The sequence below is a fragment of the Erwinia amylovora genome, from assembly GCF_017161565.1.
GTDB lineage: Bacteria > Pseudomonadota > Gammaproteobacteria > Enterobacterales > Enterobacteriaceae > Erwinia > Erwinia amylovora.
Genome location: NZ_CP066796.1, coordinates 3,737,844 through 3,760,620, shown reverse-complemented (window position 1 = coordinate 3,760,620; position 22,777 = coordinate 3,737,844). Strand labels below are relative to the sequence as shown.

Annotated in this window: 9 protein-coding genes and 2 pseudogenes; 8 read left to right on the top strand and 3 right to left on the bottom strand. The window is 48.9% G+C overall.

The window, feature by feature from the left end; translation table 11 throughout:
* Positions 1-8: 8 nt before the first annotated feature.
* Both JGC47_RS17100 and JGC47_RS17095 read right to left on the bottom strand, forming a co-directional pair.
* A pseudogene (locus JGC47_RS17100) lies at positions 9-6,307 on the bottom strand (glucosyltransferase).
* 161 nt (positions 6,308-6,468) lie between these two features.
* Positions 6,469-12,413, bottom strand: a pseudogene (locus JGC47_RS17095) (glucosyltransferase).
* 273 nt (positions 12,414-12,686) lie between these two features.
* On the opposite strand from JGC47_RS17095, the gene JGC47_RS17090 reads away from it, so the two are divergent.
* Entirely contained in the window at positions 12,687-13,088 is a 402-nt protein-coding gene (locus JGC47_RS17090) for a YgiW/YdeI family stress tolerance OB fold protein (protein WP_004154720.1), read from the top strand.
* Between the two features lie 6 nt (positions 13,089-13,094).
* Here JGC47_RS17090 and JGC47_RS17085 read toward each other — a convergent pair whose 3' ends face one another.
* Complete coding sequence (locus tag JGC47_RS17085) at positions 13,095-13,976, bottom strand: LysR family transcriptional regulator (RefSeq protein ID WP_004154721.1); 882 nt, start codon at positions 13,974-13,976, stop codon at positions 13,095-13,097.
* A gap of 104 nt (positions 13,977-14,080) precedes the next feature.
* On the opposite strand from JGC47_RS17085, the gene budA reads away from it, so the two are divergent.
* From budA to rbsK, 7 genes are all read left to right on the top strand, one after another.
* Positions 14,081-14,863: an acetolactate decarboxylase gene (gene budA, locus JGC47_RS17080; RefSeq protein ID WP_004154722.1), complete on the top strand. Its 783-nt coding sequence runs from the start codon at positions 14,081-14,083 to the stop codon at positions 14,861-14,863.
* An 18-nt stretch (positions 14,864-14,881) separates the two neighbouring features.
* Positions 14,882-16,561, top strand: a complete 1,680-nt coding sequence (gene alsS / locus JGC47_RS17075; protein ID WP_004154723.1) for an acetolactate synthase AlsS — start codon at positions 14,882-14,884, stop codon at positions 16,559-16,561.
* 1,290 nt (positions 16,562-17,851) lie between these two features.
* Complete coding sequence (gene rbsD / locus JGC47_RS17070) at positions 17,852-18,271, top strand: D-ribose pyranase (RefSeq protein ID WP_004154729.1); 420 nt, start codon at positions 17,852-17,854, stop codon at positions 18,269-18,271.
* 7 nt (positions 18,272-18,278) lie between these two features.
* Positions 18,279-19,784 carry a ribose ABC transporter ATP-binding protein RbsA gene (gene rbsA, locus JGC47_RS17065; RefSeq protein WP_004154730.1) on the top strand — a complete coding sequence of 502 codons (1,506 nt, stop codon included), beginning with the start codon at positions 18,279-18,281 and terminating at the stop codon, positions 19,782-19,784.
* 2 nt (positions 19,785-19,786) lie between these two features.
* Entirely contained in the window at positions 19,787-20,755 is a 969-nt protein-coding gene (rbsC, locus tag JGC47_RS17060) for a ribose ABC transporter permease (RefSeq protein WP_004154731.1), read from the top strand.
* A gap of 149 nt (positions 20,756-20,904) precedes the next feature.
* Positions 20,905-21,786 carry a ribose ABC transporter substrate-binding protein RbsB gene (gene rbsB / locus JGC47_RS17055; protein ID WP_004154732.1) on the top strand — a complete coding sequence of 294 codons (882 nt, stop codon included), beginning with the start codon at positions 20,905-20,907 and terminating at the stop codon, positions 21,784-21,786.
* A 61-nt stretch (positions 21,787-21,847) separates the two neighbouring features.
* The gene (gene rbsK / locus JGC47_RS17050) at positions 21,848-22,777 is read left to right on the top strand and encodes a ribokinase (RefSeq protein WP_013035744.1); all 930 of its coding nucleotides are present in this window, start codon (positions 21,848-21,850) and stop codon (positions 22,775-22,777) included.

Genomic DNA, 22,777 nt, shown 5'->3' with positions numbered 1-22,777 from the left:
TGCTTCTGTCATTGCGAGAGGTAGCGCCAGTGGGTATTTGATTCACCTGTCTGCGGGAAATACCATTTATTGACCGAAGGGTTGCCTTCAGTTCGAAGAACAAAGTACCCATATCCGTTTTTATAATATATTGAGTTAACTTTTCCATACTCGCCCCAGTGTTTGGGATAAGCCATCGTTCCTTTGTTATCCCCACCGTAAAGCCAGTACCAGTTATCCTGTTTGCCTGAAGGGAAGCTCCAGCCGCTTTGCGATGGAACGCCCTCTTTTCTCAGGATATAATACAGTTCCTGACTGAAAGAATAGTAGACTTCACCAGCTACTCCTTTATCAGTCGCCTGTTTAGGGTCCTTGTAGGTACCCGCCTCGAAAGAGATAAAGCTCCAGTGGTCATCAGACTCACCGGCATTTGGGAAAAGCCATTGATTGTCCGGGGGCCGGCCTTCCGTTTTCAGGGTCAAGAAACCATATTCGGCCTGATAGTATATCGAGCCTACTTTTCCATACTCTGTCCACTGTTTGGGCGAATAAAGGGTTCCCTTGTTTTCCCCACCATAGATCCAGTCGATACCATCTGCCTTTTCAGCAGGAAAATGCCAGCCGCGGCTGGCCGGATTACCCGTTTTTTTCAGGATATAAAACGACTGGTTTTCGTCGGAATAATAGACTTCTCCTGCCACACCTTCATCACTTTGCCGTTTGGGGGAAACCCAGGAACCTGCTTCCCAGGAGATGAATTTCCAGTGTTTGTCAGACTGACCGTTAAGCGGGTAATACCATCTTCTGTCCGATGGACGGCCTTCAGTTTGTAGAGTCAAATAGCCGTATTTAAAGCTGTAATATACCGCCCCCTGTTTGCCATACTCACCCCATGTTTTGGGTGAGTGCAGGGTTCCCCTGTTATCTCCGGTATAAATCCAGTGAGCGTTGTCCGCCTTAGCGCGAGGGAAAAACCAGCCGTTGGTGGCTGGTGTCCCCTCTTTTTTAATAGCATAAAACAACTTATTTTTATCGTTATAGTAGATTTCTCCTACCGTGCCTTTATCAGTCAGGTGTTTGGGGGCGTCGAAAGAGCCCATTTCCCAGGAGATGAAATTCCAGCGTTCGTTGGAATCTCCTTCTATCGGGTAATGCCAATTATGTTCTGCAGGCCGACCTTCCATTTTAAGGGTCAGATAGCCGAATTCAGCATCGTAGTATACCGAGCCTGTTTTTCCATACTCCTCCCAGTCTTTAGGGGAGTCGGGGGTTCCCCTGTTTTCCCCGGCGCAGATCCAGTTGGCATCATCTAGCCCATCGGAAGGGAATCGCCAGCCCTGAGTTGAGGGGTTGCCCGCATTTTTCAGGATGTAGAAGCTGTGATTCATGTCAGAATAATAGACTTCGCCAATCATGCCTTCATCATTCTGACGTTTAGGGTTATTAAAGGATGCCGCTTTCATGGAGATAAATTTCCAGTAATTGTTGGACATCCTTTTATGTGGGAAATACCATTTCTCGTCTGGTGGGCGCCCTTCTTTTTTCAGAATTAAGTAGCCATATCCTGACTGGTAGTATATCGATCCCGCTTTTCCATATTCGTTCCATGCTTTAGGCGAATTGAGAGTTCCGCTGTTTTTACCCGCATAGAACCAGCTCTCATCATCCGTGTTACTGGAAGGAAAATGCCAGCCTTTGGTCAAAGAGGTCATATTTTTTCTTAAGATATAAAACGACGCATTTTCGTCAGAAAAATATACCTCTCCAACCTTGCCCTGAACGTTGAGCCGTTTGGGGGCGTTGAATGAGCCCAGATCCCAGGAGATGAATTTCCAGTGTTTGTCGGACTGACCACCCGTTGGGAATTTCCATCTAATTTCAGACGGGCGACCTTCGGTTTTGAGGGCGAAATAGCCATATCCTGCTTGCAGGTAAATTGACCCCGCTCTTCCGTATTCATCCCAGGATTTAGGCGCCTCAAGGGTTCCCGGATTTTTCCCAGCATAAATCCAGTTTTCGTCATCTTCGTCGTCGGAGGGGAAAAACCAACCCTGTAGAGATGGATTACCGCTTGCTTTCAGGATATAAAACGACTGGAATTTTTCAGAATAATAGACCTCTCCAGACTTGCCTTGCATATCATGGAGCTTGGGGGCGTTAAAGGAGCCTTGTTCCCAGGAGACGAGTTTCCAACGTTTATTGGATCTACCACCATGGGGGAATTTCCATTTGTTTTCTGAAGGCCGACCTTCATGGTTTAAGCTGAAATAGCCGTGCCCGGGATGATGGTAAATCGAGCCGGGTTTTCCGTACTCATTCCAGCTCTTTGGTGATTCGAGTGTGCCTGAGTTTTGCCCGCCGTAGATCCAGTACGAATCATCCGTCTTGCCAGCAGGGAAAGGCCAGCCGCGACTCGCTGGTTTGCCATCCATTCTCAGAATGAAGTATGAGCGTTTTTTATAGTCGTAGTAAACTTCTCCAGCTGTTCCTTCGACATTCGGCAGTTTAGGCGAGTCGAAAGAGCCAACCTCAAAGCATATGAAGTTCCAGTGCTCGTCAGATTCACCACCATGAGGTAAAAACCAGTTATTATCAGATGGCCTGCCGTCGAGCTTGAGACTCATATATCCGCTACCCGGGTGATGATATATCGAGCCTGCTATTCCATACTCGTTCCATTGCTTCGGACGATCCCGGGTTCCCAGATTGATTCCCGCATTAATCCAGTTCGCATCATCCCTCTTGCCTGCGGGGAAATGCCAACCATGACTCGGTGGCTTACCCTCTTTTTCAGAATGTAGTAAGAGTCGCTTTCGACAGAGAAATAAACGTCACCGCTCACGCCGTTATCATTCCACGCCCTTGGGGTTCGAAAGGTGCCAGCCTGCAGAGTGATAAATTCCCAATGTTCATCATTCTGATTTTCTGATGGAAAGTACCATTGATGGTCTGAGGGTCTGCCATCGGTTTTGAGGGCGAAATAGCCCCGGTTAGTATCATAATACACCGATCCCGCTTTACCATATTCGTACCAGTCTTTGGGTTGCTGCACGGTTCCAGGGTTACGGCCAGCGTACAGCCAGTTTTCATTGTCCATGGCATCAACCGGATAACGCCAGAAATGATTTGCCGGAATTCCTTCTCTTCTGAATTCGAAGAATTTGTTTCCATCTTTATTGATATAAATATCACCAGGAAATCCAAACTCATGCCACTTTTTTGGCGTGAGAAACATGTTTTCAGTGGAGATACCCATGGCATAGGCAAGATCAAGAAGTTCTGTTGAAGTAATATTTCTATTGAAACTTACATTATTTCTGCTCTCTTGCGGAGTCACGGGAGCTAAAGATAAAAATGAATATTCATCGTTAAGAGGTCTGCTTATATAATTATCGAGATATTCGGTGGCTTCCGGGCTGACATATAAAATTTCCAGGCACAGTTCGGAGAACGCCATGCTGTCTTCAGGTACATATCGCAATATCCTGTCACGTATTAACTCTATATCGCCAATTCGGGAGCCAAAAATGAATTTGTTGTCTTTTATGAACGTTTCAGTATCTATTTTACCCAAAACAAGACGACCCAGGTCAATTAGCAGCAGATTAAAGTATTGGGAGCTCCGTTTTTCTCTATGTGGTGAAAATAGCGTTGATTCTTTAATTGTGTGGCTTAGGTATATATACAGCCCCCTTAATTTATTGAAAAAGTTAGTATGTCTGTCGGTGATTTCTTCAGAGATATTCTCCAAATGGCTTAAGGGGGTGGGGTGATAAATAACTTTGGCTTCATCTTCTGAATCATAATCAGTACGATACTTTCCACGCCATGCGACAACTTTTTTACCCGTTTTAGCTGCGATGATCCTTCCGCTGGAAGGAAACCCGGTAGCACCAAAACATGATTCAATTTCGATTGTTTTGATTTTATTAAGGTCGATGCCTTTGCTGATTGAAAGGCCTTTTATGATACTGACAATATCTGTAGGTGACCTGTAGTTGATGTTTCTGGGGGCACCATGCGCGCGGACTCGCAAAAATTCGCCGAATGCATAGAACCTTGCGTCTTTACCCAGTAAAGCCTTAACTCTTGTATTTTCCAGATTAAATTCAACTGGCTTAACCCAAAGCTCCTTTTCTTTAATATTATTCTTGAGTTCTTTCAATGTGTAAATTGTACTGACCCCACCCACTTTCAGTGCGGGTTCAAACAGTTCAGGTATAAAAAAATTATCACCTTCCAGGCGTAATGCAAATATGCCATTGTCATAATCATCAGAAGGCTTCTGAGTAAGAAATATCATTCCTCCAGGGGGCGTGTTATCGCCAATATCCTCACGACTGAACCACCCTTCTCTGTTTTTAACAAATTTGATGAAGGGGCGTATAGAGCCTCCATTAATAATTTCGTTATGCAGGGCAGAAACCAGGTCTGGTGATAAATCTCCCGTCATTGATAAAACAACGCCTATCGCGTGCGCACTGCCTGCGCTGTAGTCATTGACTTCAAGATTCAGTACTGATTCTTTATAGCTTTTATAATAGGATAATTTTGAGTTTTTTACGTAACCGGCGTACACATGAAATCTTTTACCTTCACTGCTGGTAAGAAATCCTCCTTCAAACTCTCCCAACTGCTCGGCTGTGAGTGTAATGCCTTCATGACCTAACTCTACTGAAATTTCATCATTATGGATCCCTGTAAATAAGCCATTCCCCGTCGCCAGCATGGTATGCTTCACCTGCATGTTGTTTTCTTTCGGCTGTATAAAAATAACGACCTGCCCTGCTTTCACTTTCAGTAACTGGTCTAATTTAGTAATAGTGCTTGTCTCTTCCATATGTGTTAATTGGAAGGATGGCTGGTTAACACTGTTGCGAAAATAATTAAGGTTATCGCTATTTGCTAAACCCAACTTGTTCAGCACGGTTGAAACGAAATCAACGGATGACACGTATTTTCCCGTCGTTTTCGATTCAATTCTTGCACGAGCCATTAATTTTCGGCTTGCTTCAAAGAGGTAATCCTGACTTGTCGTGTCCGGGCTCATAACAAGCGCTCTGTTGTTTGCTCGCCATTTTTTTTCACCACGCACATAATCAATGTAGTTCTTTCTAAGTTGCAGAGATTTTGCTTCTATGTCGTGAATATAAACGCCATCTCGATCACGACACATCTTATATTCCCCACCTTCCAACTCAACGAATATCCCGCCGTCTTTAAGCTTTAATTTTTCGGGTATAACCCCCTCTGCCAACCCTGCTTGTGCGTCACTGAGCAGGTTAATACCATGGAGATCAAGTGAAGCTGAAAGCATTTGAGATACGGATAAAAACTCATGATTAATTTGTATAATTAAGTCGAAATCCATTTTCTTCCCATCCAGCTTGTCTGCGATGGATCTCAGGACGGGGGGGACGATATTTTGTATTATCATTAAAGGAACAAAGCGCGGAAATGAATGCAGTATGGTGGAAGAAACCGAGTCAACGTAGTGCAAAATATTAAGAAGGAAGACTTTCTCTGAAGGTTGTGGGCAACCTTTTTTCAGCAAGTTATAATTGTAAATAACCTGCCACTCCTCGCCAAATTTCTTTATTGGGCTGCTCAAGCTATCGGCGATGTTGCGCAGAACGTTTGAGAAACTTAACGTCTCACGTTGTATTTGACATGAAAAATTAAACAGCTTTCTTTTATTCACTTCTGAATCAGATACGTCCTTGCTTACCGGCTGTGGGTTAGCCAGATGCCGCCTGACGTGTCTGGGGATCTTTATTTCCCCATTATACCGGCAGTCATGCGTGCTGAATGAGCCCGACGCTTCAGGCGTATGATCTGTGGCAGTGGAAGTCGGTTCTGCAGCGGTTTTGCCCGGAAGTAGGTGATCAGGCCGCCCGCTCTGGCTAAATTGTCGCCAGAACAGCCCGGCACCAGCCAGCATGACCGCAGCGCCCATGGCGAGTGCCGTTTTACTCTTAAGTGATAATGGCAGGGCCTGTTGCTGCTCCGTTTTACTACGGGTATCACGCAGAGCTTCCGCTTCCTGATAAAGCCTGGCACCTTCAAAAATCACCACTGACTGTTCAACATCCTCGTTATTGGCGCTACCTGGCCATACTATTTTCAATGTATTAAGTATTCTACGGCACGGGGCTGTGCGGCAACTTGCACGGCCTTGTTTCGCCAGAGTGACATCGCTTTTATTAGCCGATTCAAGGTGAGTGGTGAGAGGTGACGTTCCGCTATCGATGTCGGCAGATTCGAGTTTATGGTTTGCTGCGGAAAGTGGTGGCGCCTGTTCAGAGTTTTCCTTTGTTATTCGAATCATAACTTCTGCTCCTTGAATATCGAACCACGATTAAAAAATTATAAAATAGCTGAGTAAAATAAATACAGTTCATATAGACAGAGTAAAAGGATAGGGGGGAATTGTCTTAGTGCCTGAAAGTCATAACTGCTTCACGGAGGTTGGTCGGGTAAATCAACACTTCAGCGCTTAATTAAAATCCAGTGACTATTGGACTCGCCGGGCAGCGGGAAATACCACTTATTTTCTGCGGGGTTGCCTTCAGTTTTAAGCATCAAGTATCCATAATCAGCTTTGTAATAAATCAAGCCGGCCTTTCCGTACTCGTGCCAGCTTTTAGGGGAATCCAGAGTCCCTTTTTTTTCACCGGCATACAACCAGTGCATATTAGTTATTCTGCCGGAAGGGAAAAACCAGTGCTCAGTCGATGGCCTCCCATTTTTTTTCAGGATAAAAAAGCATTCCAGTTGATGTGAATAATAGACTTCACCAGCAACACCCTTATCTGTTAGCTGTTTGGGTGCCAAAAAAGAACCTGCCAGGTAGGAGATGAACTCCCAATGAGCGTTTGACTCGGCGTCATTCGGAAAGAACCAATTGTGATCAGATGGCCTTCCTTCAGTTTTGAGGATTAAAAATCCATGATGACTGTCATAATATAATGAACCTGGTTTGCCGTACTCATTCCAACTTTTAGTTGAGTCAAGGATGCCCTTGTTTTTACCTGCGCAGAACCAATTTGTGTCATCACCAAAAGAGAAGTACCAGCCGTTGGTCGCGGGGTTACCCGATTTTCTCAAGATGTAATAGTTCTCATCTTCGTCAGAATAATAGACGTCTCCAGCCATTCCCTCCGAACTCATCCGTTTGGGGTCGGTGAAAGACCCTGCTTTATAAGATACAAATTTCCAATGGTCGTCAGACACTGCGTTCTTAGGGAAATACCATTTATTTTTTGCTGGTATTCCTTCCGTCTTAAGTATTAAGTATCCATATCCTGCTTTGTAGTATATCGATCCCGATTTTCCGTACTCGCTCCACAATTTAGGCGAATCAAGAGTTCCTTTATGCTCTCCGGCATATATCCAATTTATATTGTCCGCTTTGCCGTAAGGAAAATGCCATCCGTTAGTCACCGGGTTACCCGCACTCTTTAGCAGGTAGAAAAGTTCGGTTGTATCTGAATAATAGACCTCTCCAGCGACACCTTCCGCTTTTTGCGGTTTAGGAGCCTCGAATGTACCAGCCTCCCAGGAAATGAATTTCCAGTACGTATTGGACTTACCTTCTTTCGGATAAAACCAGTTTTTATCTGACGGTCTGCCCTCTCTTTTCAGCGTAATTAAACCGCATCCCGCATCATAATACACTGAGCCGATTTTTCCATACTCGTTCCATACTTTAGGTGATGCCAGGGTTCCACTGTGAGAACCGGCACAAATCCAGTTCGCATTATCAACTGAAGGAAAATGCCAGCCATGGCTGGATGGTTGACCTGTTCTCTGCAGAACATAATAATAGTGGTTTAATTCCGAATAATAAACTTCACCCTTGGTGCCAACCTCGCTCCATTTTTTTGGGGCATCAAATGTACCCAACTCATAAGAGATGAATTTCCAGTGAAGGTTCGATACTCCCTGGCTGGGGTAATTCCAATCATTATCGGGTGGCCGGCCTTCAGTTCTGAGAATGGAATAGCCGTAATGACTATCATAGTAAACCGAACCCGCTATACCGTATTCATTCCATTTTTTAGGTGAATCAAGGGTTCCCTTGTTTTCTCCGGCATATAACCAGATTTCGTTATCATTCTTACCCTCAGGGAAATACCAGTAATGGTCGGATGGTTTTCCTTTTTCCCTAAATATATAATAAGCTTTGTTTTCCTCTGAATAATAAACCTCTCCCTGCTTGCCTTTATCATCCCAGCCTTTGGGTGTCTCAAATGATCCTTCTTCATAGGATATGTAAGTCCAGTGATGATCAGATTCACCAGAATATGGGAAATACCAACTGTGGTCTGATGGTCTGCCTCTGGTTTTGAGCTTCAGATAGCCATATCCCTCTTCGTAATACAAGGAGCCAGCATTTCCATAATCGTGCCATCTTTTAGGCGAATTGAATGTACCTCTTTTTTTCCTGCATAGATCCAGTTTCCATCATCCATGTCGCCAGAAGGAAAATGCCAACCGTGGCTTGAAGGTTTGCCATCTTTTCTCAAAACATAATAGGTCTTATCTTCTACAGAATAATAAATTTCACCGGACACACCTTCGTTATCCGGGAGCTTAGGTGATTCAAACGAGCCTATTTCAAAACCTATAGATTGCCATCGCATATTTGACTGGCCGTGTGAAGGGAAATACCAGCTATTGTCTGATGGTCTGCCATCGGTTTTGAGCATCATATAACCATATTCTCCTTCATAATATATTGAGCCGACTTGCCCGTATTCATGCCATTTTTTTGGTGAGTCCAGGTTTCCCTGATTTTTTCCCGCGTAGCTCCAGTTTTCGTTGTCTGAGTAGATGGGAGGAAAGTACCAGTCATGGTCCGATGGATTCCCCGTTTTTTTTATGAGATAAAAAGCCTCGTTTTCGCCAGAATAGTAGACGTTGCCTGATATACCCTCTTCACTCCAGGCCAGCGGGCTCCTGAATGTTCCTGCTTTCGATGTGATAAAACGCCAATGGATGCCGGACTCGCCGTTTTTCGGGAAATACCACAGGTAGTCCGAAGGTCTGCCGTCTGTTTTCAACATCAGGTATCCGTAGTCTTCATCATAATAGATGCAGCCCGCCTTTCCATACTCATACCAGTCTTTAGGTTGTTCCATCGTTCCCGGATGACGGCCAGCGTAAAGCCAGTGATCATTATCTAAAGCATCATCTGGATAATTCCAATGATGATTTGCGGGGATCCCCTCTTGCAACAATACAAAAAATCTTTTTTTCTTATCGTCCCAATAAACTTCGCCGGGAAATCCAGAGTCATTCCATTTTTTTGCATCGATGTATTTGTTGACGTTGGTAATTCCCATCGAGTTTGCAAGATCGCTCAGCTCTGCAGTAATGCTATTTACAATAATCCTCGCCACTTCCTGTTTATCTTTCAGCTCGGTTTTTTTTTGCAGTAGGGAAATATCCTCATCAAAGTTATCTAAGGGCGTCATGCTGATATAGTAATCCAGGTACTTGGTCGCTTCAGGGCTTGAAAAAATCACTTCCATGCATTGCTCAAAGAATTCATAACTGTTCCTGGGCACGTGTAGGAGTACTTTTTTATGCAACCACTTCATTTCTCCCTGAGCGCTGTAAAAGAACTCCGCGTTATCATTGATAAACGTTTTTATATCTTTTTTACCCAAGACTAATCTGCCAATATCCATTAATAATAAACTAAAATAGGAATCATCACGTTTTGACCTTAGGGATGTAGAAGGGAAAGGTTCCCTCTCTGTATTTTCAAAGTAGGTGAAGACTCCTCTTAATTTACGTATAAAGTCTATGTTTCTTTCTGTGGCATCTGCGACGATATTCTCAAGGTCATTTAACGGTGTTGGATTATAAATAACTCTATTGCCTGCCTCTGAGCCATCACCCGTGCGATACTTACCCCGATAAGCGATCACCCTTTTATTCATTGCGGCTGAAATGAATTTTCCGGTGGAAGGAAACCCGGTGGCTCCGAAACATGACTCGAGTACGATGGTGCCTATTTTATTAAGGTCTATTGCTTTGATCTTTGACAGCCCTTTTATTATGCTGACAATCTCAAAAGGAGACATATAATTGACCGTCATTGGCAAGCCATGCGCCCGGATGTGTAAAACATTATCAATGGCATAAAATCTGGCGTCCTTACCCAGTAACGCCTCGGTACGGGTACCCGCTAAATTGAATTCAACGGCTTTTGCACGAAGATTCCTCCCAATAATGTTCTCTTTTAGTGCATGTAGTTTGTATATTGTGCTGGTACCACTGGATTCTAATGCTGGCTCGAAAAGTTTAGGGATAAAAAATTCGTCATCGCTCAGGCGTAATGCAAAGGTTCCCTTATCATAATTGCTACCGGGGCGATTCGTCAGATAGATCATCTCACCGGGGAGGATTTTTTCAGCGATTTCCTCAATGCTCAACCATCCCTTCCCACCTTTAATGAACTTACTTAATTGGTTTTTGTTTCCCGCGGAGCCACGCAGAACGGACAAAAATTCTGGCGACACATCACCAGTCTTTAATAGAACAGAAGCAATCGCATGCGCGCTATCTGCTTTAACGATCTTCTCTTCAAGTTCCAGCACTGCTTGTTTATAGTTTGTCGAAAATGCCGTTTGCGCCTCTTTCAGAAAGCCGGCATATACATTAAATTCTTTACCTTCGCTACTCTTAAGCAGCTTATTTTTAAACCCACCCAGCTGCTCGGCGGTAATAATGGTGCTTCTGGAACCAAACTCGCTAGAAATTCGCTCATTATTGATGCCTGCAAAAATACCATTTCCTGTCGCCAGCATAATATGTTGAACATTAATGGCGTTATTTTTGGTGTCTGTAAAAATGACCACCTGCCCTTGCTTGATTCTTAATAATTGATTCTCATTAGTGATGTGAATCGGATCTTTTATATAATTATAATTATATGCTGAATGAGCCAGGCTGCTTTGCAGTGAACCCAATTTCCCTCTCTTTATTAATCCCGCTTTGGCCAGGATCTCAGTAACAAATTTAACGGATGAATGCCTGCTGTCTGTTCTCTTCGACTCATTTCTCGCGAAGTTGATCAGTCTCTGGCCTCTTACCAGAGATGTTTCGATGTCTCCCGTTTCGGGCTGCATGATTTTCGAGTTTCTACCCACTATCCATCTTTTGTTGCTACGTAAGTAATGGATGTGTTTCTTCCTGAGCTGTAGTGATTTTTGGTCAATGTCATAAATGCAGACCCCTTTTTCGTCTCTCATCAGTTTAAATTCCCCCCCGCTGATGCTGACATAAATATCCCCTTTTTTTACCTCAATTTTTTCGGGGATTATGTCGGCTATCCTTTCTTTTTTCCTTTCTGAGAGCATGTTTCTGCCATGAAGGTCAAGTGAGGAGGCAAACAACATAGGTAACGTTAACAGTTGATTGTTCATCTCCATGATCAAATCAGCGTTCATTTTTTTGCCATCTGCGCGATCTGCAATAGATTTCAAAACGGGTGGGATAATATTTTGCAGCACCATGATTGGCACAAATTCGGGGAATAAGCTCATCACCTTATTAGCAACAACATCAATATAATGCATGATGTCGGCCAGATATATCTTGTCCGATTCTTTAGGGCACCCTTTCTTTAAGCTATTATACGTGTGGACAATATGTGACTCCTCTGCCAATTTTTTTAACGGGCTATTTAGCGTTTCCGCAATATTACGCAGTACGTCTGAAAAGCTCAGTGTTTCCCTCTCTTTAGCACACAAAAAATCCAACGGTACCTTTTGGATAATTTCCGTGTCTGGCAGTACCGTGGTAAACGGCCGCGACTTTGGCTGATGACGCCTGGCATGTTTCCGAACCTTTTCAGCATCGTTGCCAGACTGGGTAAGATTCTGGAACGAAGTTATTGGTGCGGTCAAATGTGCCACAGTTGATGATACCGAACCTGCGTTTGTGCTATCCAGAGGTCGCGTATCTGGCTGCCCATATGGGTTAAATCGTCGTACATTGAGTCCTGCATCGCCCAGTAATATCGCAGCCCCCATAGCGAGGCCGGTTTTACCCTTAAGCGAGACAGGCAGCAGCTGCGGCATCTCCTTTCTGTTCTGATTAATGCGCAGGGCTTCCGCCTCCAGATAAAGCGCCTTGCCTTCAGACAGTACCTCTGCCTGTTCTGTATCTTCTGCGGCGGGATGGTCACCGTTCCCTGTCAACCCCCCTTTCAGTGCGGTTAACAAGCGATTGACGGATGTTTTGCCAGAGCTTCTGCTGCTTTGATCTGACAACGGCTCTTCGCTTTTTTCGACTGATACAACACGATCGGTGAGTGGATATGTTGCTTTATGGGCACAGGAAAAAGGGTAGCAGACGCGGGGTGCGGGTAAAAAAGGGCTGGATGTGGTGGTAGTGTTTTCTACGGGGATCTTGGGCATATTGGCGTCTCATATGGTCAATTATCACAAAAATAATGCGCTTACGCAGACTATAATATCGCCATTATTGCACCGGGATGGATTTAAGCGTATCAGGAAACGTTCATTTAGGTGGCGTTGCCAGCAGGTGCTGAATCGGACGGTATAAATCAGACTTTTCCGTCAGACCTCATCATCCCAACCGCTAAGTAAGTTGCTGAAAAGTTGCTATAATAGTCAGCAACCGCCTTCCCCGGCAGGATTGGCTGCCCTTATCCCACAAGGAAAAACGAAATGATGAAGAAAACAGCCGCGTTGCTGGTGCTCACCGCCCTGATCTCGACTCCGTTACTGGCTGCTCAGAGCGGCGGCTTTGTTGATCCTGATGCGCCAGCAGCGTCAGTTCAGAAAGGTGGCTTCAGCGGCCCGAATGGCACCGTAGCGACGGTAAAACAGGCGCAAGAGATGAATGATGACGCCTGGGTCACCCTGCGTGGCCATATTGAAAAACGTGTCGGGGATGAGAATTATCTGTTCCGCGATGCCACCGGCAGCATCACCGCAGAGATCGACCATAAACGCTGGGACGGGCAGACCATCGGTCCGAAGGACCAGGTCGAGCTGTTTGGTAAGCTGGACAAAGACCTCAACTCACTGGAACTGGACGTGAAGCAGGTGCGTAAAATTGGCGGCTAAGCCGGGTCATGCTTCTGTCAGATTTGTCACCAGGTGATGAACGGCGGGAGAGCGATCCCAGCGCCGCCATGCAAGAGCGATATCACTGCCCAGCGCGGCATCCTCAATCTGATGGAAGCTGACGCCGGGCAGTTTGATGCTTCGCAAAGAATCCGGGACAATGCTGATACCAAATCCGGCTGCGACCATACTGATGGCGGATGATATCTGCGGAGACTGCTGAAAGCGTTCTGGCTGAAATCCGGCACGCAGGCAGGCGCTGATAATCACTTCGTACAGGCTGGGGGCGACCTTGCGAGGAAACATAATGAGCGGGTCGTCTTGCAACTGTGCCAGCGACAGACAGGGCGTAGCGCATAACCGGTGATCAGCAGGTAAAACCAGCGCCATTTTCTCACTGGCGATCACCTTCAGATTAAAGGCTTTGCTGCTCTCACAGGGCAGGCGCACAAAGGCCGCATCCAGTAACCCTTCCTGTAAATCATGCATCAGTGCTGCCATATTCTCTTCACGCGGCAGCAGCTTTATCGCCGGGAAACGGTGCTGAAAGCGGTGTAACAGCCGGAATATCTGCGGATGGAAGGCAATCGAGCTGGCGAAACCAATCGACAGTTGCCCACTGATACCGCGCGCAATCCCCTTGGCTTTTTCCAGCGCATGGCCGGTCAGTTCCAGGATTTGGCGCGCGTCCTGATAAAAGGCTTCACCCGCATCGGTCAGTTCAACGCCGCGGGTCAACCTTTTCAACAGCGGTGTACCTATCTCTTCCTCCAGCTTCTTGATTTGCTGGCTTAGAGGCGGCTGGGAAATGCCGAGCATTTCTGCTGCCCGCGTAAAATGGCGCGTTTCGGCAACCGCAACAAAATAACGGAGATAGCGTAGTTCCATATCAAAAACGTCTCAAAGAGAGGTGAAAGGTATATTGGAATCTTTTTCTTATTGGCGTCAATATTGTCTTAATACTTCTTAACAGTTTAGCGGGGAGAGGTGCAATGACACATTCTGTAACTGATTGTTCATGCATGGAAGAGTTAACAAAAACCGTCAAAGAGATGCATAAGGAAAGACCAGAAAGCGTAATCTATCAGACATCTTTGATGAGTGCGTTACTCAGCGGCGTGTACGACGGCACCACCACCGTGGCCGATCTGTTGAAAAAAGGGGATTTCGGCCTCGGCACCTTTAACCAGCTGGATGGCGAACTGATCGCTTTCGACAGCGAAGTCTACCAGCTGCGCTCGGATGGCAGTGCGCGTGCAGCCGGATCGGAGCAGAAAACGCCGTTTGCAGTAATGACCTTTTTCCACCCGCAATATCAGCACCGCTTTAACGGCCCGGTAACCCGCGCTGAAGTCCATCACATCGTTGACCGGCAGGTCAGTTCTGATAACCAGTTCTGCGCGTTGCGCATTGACGGCCTTTTCAGCCATGCGCAAACCCGCACCGTGCCCTGCCAGCATCGCCCGTATAAATCGATGCCGGAAGTGCTCGGTAAGCAGCCCACCTTTGAATTCGTACAGCGCAACGGCGTATTGATCGGTTTTCGCACCCCGCAGTATATGCAAGGCATTAACGTAGCGGGCTACCACGAACACTTTATTACCGACAATCGCCAGGGCGGTGGCCATTTACTCGACTATCAGCTTGATCACGGCACGCTCACCTTTGGCGAAATCAGCAAACTGGTGATCGATCTGCCCGGTGACAGTGATTTTCTGCGGGCAAATCTCAGTCCGGAAAACCTGGACTCTGCCATTCGTTCCGTTGAAAGCTGAAAACAGGAGACACATTAAATGAAAAACGCAACTGATGTTCAGCAGTGGGCACACGGTGCCGATCTGGTCGCGGCACAGCTGGAGGCTCAGGGGGTTAAGCACGTATTTGGCATTCCCGGTGCGAAAATAGATAAAGTATTTGATTCGCTGCTTGATACTTCAATTCAGACCATTCCCGTTCGTCATGAAGCCAATGCCGCATTTATGGCGGCGGCAGTCGGCAGACTGACCGGCAAAGCCGGCGTGGCGCTGGTCACATCCGGGCCGGGCTGTTCCAATCTGATCACCGGCATGGCAACGGCGACCACGGAAGGCGATCCGCTGGTGGCGCTGGGAGGAGCAGTAAAACGCGCCGACAGCGCCAAGCAGGTGCATCAAAGTATGGATACGGTGGCGATGTTTCGCCCGGTGAGCAAGTACGCGGTCGAGGTGGGTTCCGCAGATGCGATTGGCGAAGTGCTGTCGAATGCCTTCCGCAGCGCCGAACAGGGCCGCCCAGGCGGTGCTTTTGTCAGCCTGCCGCAGGATATTGTTAACGAACCGGCGCGTGGTCATCTGTTGAACACCCACGGACAGCTGCTGCTTGGCGCCGCGCCGGATGTGGCGATAGCGGCGGTGGCGCAGCAGATCGCCCAAGCGAAGAACCCGGTGATCCTGCTGGGACTGATGGCCAGCCAGCCCGCTAACAATGAAGCGCTTTATCACCTGCTGGAGCGCAGCCATATTCCCGTTACCAGCACTTATCAGGCTGCGGGGGCGGTGCGACAGGAGCATTTCTCACGCTTTGCCGGGCGCGTCGGGCTGTTTAACAATCAGGCAGGTGACCGCCTGCTGCGCGGGGCCGATCTGATCATCACCATCGGCTACAGCCCGGTTGAGTATGAACCGGCAATGTGGAACAGCGGCACCGCCACGCTGGTGCATATTGACGTGCTGCCAGCCGACAGCGATAACTGCTATCAGCCGGATGCCGAGCTGGTGGGTGATATCGCCGCCACGCTGGAAAAACTGACCGCACGTATCAATCATCCATTATCGCTCAGCCCGCAGGCGGTGGAGATCCTGCAGGACCGTCAGCAGCAGCGTGAACTGCTGGCCTTGCGCGGTCACCAGCTCAATCAGTTTGCCCTGCATCCGCTGCGTATTGTGCGCGCCATGCAGGACATCATTAACAGCGATGTGACGCTGACGGTGGATATGGGCAGCTTCCATATCTGGATCGCCCGTTATCTCTACAGCTTCCGCGCCCGTCAGGTGATGATTTCTAACGGCCAGCAAACCATGGGCGTTGCGCTACCCTGGGCAATCGGTGCATGGCTGGTGGATCCGTCACGCAAAGTGGTGTCCGTTTCCGGTGACGGGGGATTCCTGCAATCCAGCATGGAGTTGGAAACCGCAGTACGGCTGGGCGCCAACGTGTTGCACATTATCTGGGTCGATGAGGAGTACAACATGGTGGCGATGCAGGAAGAGCAGAAATATCAGCGTGTGTCCGGCGTGAAGTTCGGCCCCGTTGACTTCAAAGCCTACGCCGAATCCTTTGGTGCTGCCGGTTTTGCGGTGAAAAGTGCCGAACAGCTGGAACCGACGCTGCGCAAAGCGATGGACGTACAAGGCCCGGCGGTGGTGGCGGTGCCGGTGGACTATGCCGATAATCATCTGCTGATGGGCCAGCTGCATCTGAGTCAGATCCTTTAACTTTGCCGCGTGAAATTGGGCTGACCATGTTGACACGGCGTACAGGGAAAAACGCCTCAAGGTGAATTGAGGCGTTCTTTGAAACAGTACGGCTAACGCGATGGTGTTATTGCCTGTCCTCGCCATGATTTTCCAACCAGGCAGGCTGGCAAATCATGCACGAAAAGAGGTCATGTTGTGCGGAACGCCGATATGCACCTGAGACAACTCACTGTTTTTTAAACAGGTGAAGCACCTCATCAGACTGATGAAAACTTAGCCCATTAACATATTGACCTATGTATCTCCCAGCGGTTCTACCGATAGCCTGGTTGTCCGGGGCCTTTTGAGCTTTCAGATTTTCAGCTGCCACTTTTCCACTTTTCCTTCCAAAGCATTGGGCAGGTTCACGATGCGTTGTTTGCCGCCAATAACGATTCTTTGCATCGTTATTCATGGACACTAACCGGGACAGCAGATGAGCCATACTCTTTGGTTGTTCTACTGTCCGTGAGCAAATCGCTTGTATACCCTGGGAAAAACTACCGATATTGATTGGCATTTAGTTATTTGTACCTGTGAGATAATAGAAAAAAATAATAATTTAACCTTCTTGACGATGCTGATGTTAAAATCCCGTTCTTAACCACCTCCATTTATTTTGTCTGATCAATTGATATCTGGTGAGGCTGTAATAAATAAATTATTTTTTCGAGTTGACCTCATTTTTTAATACATAGCTTACTCATGAGGTTTTTGGAATAATATTTTATTTGGTCAGCTTAGCCTGAAAAAATGCCATTCGGTGATTATAATTTAAGATATTAATTTATAACTATTGTTTTATAAGGTTTTTTTACCATACTATCGTGTCCAGCAAAATCTTGCAGAGTATCATTGCAATAATCTGACACATTATTTTAACATGGTGCATAACTCATTACATGGTTTGCTGGATCCTGAATAAATATTCATTAATTTGATGTTTATAATTAGTCCACGATGGGAGATATCATGCCTGAAGTGTGAATATCATATAGGGTATTATCATAAAAATATAAACAAAAAACCTCAATAATCACTCCGTTAATACGGAAATTCAGATCATTTCAATATAGCAAAACGTGTAGAAATCGGATTCGCCCACCCTTTGAGGGGAGGGCAATAGCGCCTTTTGAGTCTGAAAAAACAGCCAGCGGCGCGCCAGCAAAACGTTTCGATGGCGATCACATTTCCAACATCTGAAGATTGTTTTCCCCCCGCTATTTCTTACACTGCCCGCTGGCGAAACGTTTCGCTGTGGAGCGAAAAATGAAAAAAGGCATCTTACTGCATTCGGCTATCTCTGCCGTGATAGCCCGCCTCGGCCATACCGACAGTATTGTTCTTGGCGATGCCGGCTTACCCATTCCTGAGGGGCCGCAGCGTATCGATCTGGCATTAACACCGGGTATTCCCAGCTTTCTTCAGGTCGCTCAGGCGGTCACCAGCGAGATGCAGGTCGAAAGTGCCATTATGGCGCAGGAGATCCGGCAGCATAATCCGCAGCGCCATAGCGAACTGCTGGCCTTACTCGACGTATTGCAGCAGCAGCAGGGGAACACCATCAGTATTCGCTATATCAGTCACGAACAGTTCAAACAGCAAGCCCAATGCAGTCAGGCAACAATTCGCAGCGGAGAAATTACGCCGTATGCCAATGTCATCCTGGTCGCTGGCGTGACCTTCTGAGGCGCTTATGCAACCTTTATTACAACTGAAGGGCATCGACAAGTCGTTCCCCGGCGTTAAGGCCCTGTCGGGCGCTGCGCTGTCGGTTTACCCCGGGCGGGTGATGGCGCTGGTGGGGGAAAACGGCGCGGGCAAGTCCACCATGATGAAAGTTCTGACCGGCATCTACCCGCGTGATGCCGGATCGTTTGTCTGGCTGGGGCAGGAAACCACCTTTAACGGCCCGAAAGCGTCGCAGGAGGCGGGGATTGGCATCATCCATCAGGAACTGAATCTGATCCCATCATTGAGCGTTGCCGAGAACATCTTCCTTAGCCGGGAACCGGTGACCCGTTTCGGCCGTATTCAGTGGAAGAAGATGTACGCCGCAGCGGATGCGCTGCTGCAACGCCTGAATCTGCGCTTTCGCAGCCACAGGCTGGTGGGCGAGCTGTCAATTGGCGATCGGCAGATGGTAGAGATCGCTAAGGTTCTGAGTTACGAGTCAAAAGTGATCGTAATGGACGAACCCACGGATGCGCTGACCGATACCGAAACCGCCTCGCTGTTCCGCGTGATTGGCGAGTTGAAAGCCCGCGGCTGCGGCATCGTCTATATCTCCCATCGTATGAAAGAGATATTTGAGATCTGCGATGACGTCACGATTTTCCGCGACGGGCAGTTTATCGCCGAATATAAGGTGACGGCGCTGAACGAAGACTCACTGATCGAAATGATGGTCGGGCGCAGGCTGGAGGAGCAGTATCCGCGCCTGAATAAAGCGCCGGGTGAAGTGCGTCTGAAGGTTGAAAACCTCAGTGGGCCAGGCGTGGAAAACGTCAGCTTTTCGCTGCGCAAAGGTGAAATACTTGGGGTGGCTGGCCTGATGGGCGCAGGGCGGAGCGAACTGATGAAAGTGCTGTACGGCGCGCTGCCTCGCAGTAAGGGGCGGGTAACGCTGGAGGGGAAAGCAGTGGTGGCGCGCTCCCCGCAGGAGGGGCTGGCTAATGGCATCGTTTATATCTCTGAAGACCGTAAGCACGATGGCCTGGTGCTGGGGATGTCAGTGAAAGAGAATATGTCGCTGACCGCGCTCAACGACTTCAGCTATGGCGCAGGGCGACTGAAACATGCGCAGGAGCAGCAGGCAGTAGGGGATTTTATCACCCTGTTTAAGGTGAAAACCCCGTCAATGGACCAGGCGATTGGCCTGCTGTCCGGCGGTAATCAGCAAAAGGTGGCGATTGCGCGTGGGCTGATGACGCGGCCAAAAGTGCTGATCCTTGATGAACCGACGCGCGGCGTTGATGTCGGGGCGAAAAAAGAGATTTATCAGCTGATTAACCAGTTTAAGCAAGAAGGGTTGAGCATCATTCTCGTCTCTTCTGATATGCCGGAAGTGCTGGGCATGAGCGATCGCGTGCTGGTGATGCACGAAGGTCGCCTGAGCGGTGACTTCCCGATCGAACAGGCCTCGCAGGAGATCCTGATGGCAGCGGCAGTAGGTAAATATCACAGCGCGGAGCGGGTATAATGATGAGCACAAAAATCCTTCCTTTACGCCGCCCGATCACCAAGGCATGGCTGCTTAAGCAGAAATCGCTGATTGCCCTGCTGCTGCTGATTGCCATCGTTTCCAGCCTCAGTCCGAATTTCTTCACCGTTAGCAACCTGTTTAACATCCTGCAACAGACCTCGGTGAACGCCATTATGGCGGTGGGAATGACGCTGGTGATCCTCACCTCCGGTATCGATCTCTCCGTCGGGTCACTGCTGGCTTTGACCGGCGCGGTTGCGGCCTCGCTGGTTGGGCTGGAAGTGAATGCGCTGGTGGCGGTGGCGTCTTCACTGGTGCTGGGTGCCGGAATCGGTGCAATAACCGGGGTGATAGTGGCAAAAGGCAACGTGCAGGCATTTATTGCCACCCTGGTGATGATGCTGCTGCTGCGCGGGGTGACGCTGGTTTATACCAACGGTAGCCCGGTTAATACCGGCTTTAGCGCTAACGCCGACCTGTTTGGCTGGTTCGGCATCGGCCGTCCGCTGGGTATCCCAACCCCGGTCTTTCTGATGGCGGTGGTCTTCCTCGCAGCCTGGTACATGCTGCATCACACCAGGCTTGGCCGCTATATCTACGCGCTGGGCGGCAATGAGGCGGCAACGCGCCTTTCAGGCATCCGCGTTAATCGCGTCAAAATTATCGTCTACTCCCTGTGCGGAATGCTGGCCGCGCTGGCGGGCACCATTGAAGTCGCGCGCCTCTCCTCGGCGCAGCCAACGGCAGGCACGGGCTATGAGCTGGATGCCATCGCCGCCGTGGTGCTGGGCGGCACCAGCCTGGCGGGCGGTAAAGGGCGGATTACGGGGACGTTGATTGGCGCGCTGATCCTGGGCTTTCTGAATAACGGGCTAAACCTGCTCGGCGTTCCCTCTTACTACCAAACGATCGTCAAAGCGGTGGTGATTTTACTGGCGGTGCTGGTGGATAACAAAAGCAGTAAATAACTCATTTACCCTTTATTCCTGACGCTGTAGCTGCGTTGGCTGTGTGCACCCACCCCAGTCACTTACCCCGGTAAGCTGTTGGCGATTGATGCACTTGCCGCCTTGCTGTAACGCCAGTTATTTCGGGTATACCCTTACAGGATATCAAAATGAAGATAAAAAAATGGACTGCGCTGGCACTGCTGGCAGGCTCTACGCTTAGCGCCAGCGCGCTGGCACAAGAGACCATCACGCTGGTGGTCTCTACCCTGAACAATCCTTTCTTCGTGTCGCTGAAAGAGGGCGCGCAGAAAGAGGCGGACAAGCTGGGTTATCACCTGGTGGTGCTGGATTCGCAGAACAACCCGGCGAAAGAGCTGGCCAACGTGCAGGATCTGACGGTGCGTGGTAGCAAACTGCTGCTGCTCAACCCTACGGATTCTGACGCCGCAGGCAACGCGGTGAAAATGGCCAATCAGGCCAATATCCCGGTTATCACGCTGGACCGGGTGGCTACCCAGGGTAAAGTGGTCAGCCACGTTGCTTCTGATAACCGTGCAGGCGGTAAGCTGGCCGGTGACTATATTGCGCAAAAGGCCGGCGAAGGGGCAAAAATTATTGAACTGCAGGGTATTGCCGGTACTTCCGCCGCGCGAGAGCGTGGTGAAGGATTCAAACAGGCCGCCGCTGCACACAAATTCACTATCCTTGCCAGCCAGCCGGCTGACTTCGACCGTACCAGAGGCCTGAATGTGATGCAGAACCTGCTGACTGCGCACCCGGACGTGCAGGCGGTGTTTGCCCAGAACGATGAAATGGCGCTGGGTGCACTGCGCGCATTGCAAACGGCGGGCAAAACGGATGTGGTAGTGGTTGGCTTCGACGGCACGCCGGACGGTATTAAAGCGGTACAGGGCGGCAAACTGGCGGCGACCGTTGCGCAGTTGCCGGAGCAGATCGGCGCGATTGGCGTTGAGACGGCGGATAACGTACTGAAAGGCCGGCAGGTTCCGGCTATCAATCCGGTTGAACTGAAACTGGTAACCCGATAAAACACAGAAAAGCATGGCACGCGCCACCTGTGGGAGGCGCAGCTATCTGGACAATTCACTGATGAAAAAAACCGGCAAGCTGACCGTCCTCGGCAGCATTAACGCCGATCACATTTTGAATCTGGCGCACTTTCCGCGTCCGGGGGAAACGGTGATCGGCAAGCAGTATCAGGTTGCATTCGGTGGTAAAGGCGCTAATCAGGCCGTTGCCGCCGCCCGCAGCGGCGCGGATATGGCGTTTATCGCCTGTGTGGGCGAAGACGATATCGGCGAGCGTATTCGCCTGCAGTTGGCCAACGACCGCATTGATATCGCCTCTGTCGCGGTTATCAGCGGAGGATCTACCGGCGTGGCGCTGATTTTCGTTGATGGTGACGGTGAAAATACCATCGGTATTTATGCCGGTGCCAATGCCGCCCTGACGCCGCAGCGCGTGGTTGAGCATCAGCTGACTATTGCTGAAGCACAGATTTTACTGATGCAGTTGGAGTCGCCGCTGGATAGCGTGCTGGCGGCGGCGCGTATTGCCCATCAGCATCAGACCCGGGTGGTGCTGAATCCGGCTCCGGCGATGCAACTTTCGGATGAGCTGCTGGCGCTGGTCGATATCATCACCCCCAATGAAACCGAAGCGCAGATCCTGACCGGCGTGGCGGTAAACAGTGACGAAGACGCAGCCCGTGCCGCGCAAAAGCTGCATGAGAAAGGGATTACCACGGTACTGATTACGCTTGGCAGCCGGGGCGTATGGCTTAGTGAGCAGGGTAAAGGGCACTGTGTTCCCGCGTTCAGCGTGGCAGCCGTCGATACTGTCGCAGCGGGAGATACCTTTAACGGCGCGCTGATGACCGCGTTACTGGAGCAGCGCCCGATGACTGAGTCGGTGCGTTTTGCCCATGCCGCTGCGGCGATTGCCGTAACGCGCCGTGGCGCGCAACCTTCCGTTCCGTGGCGTGATGAAATAGACAGCTTCTTGCAGCAGCAGGGGTAA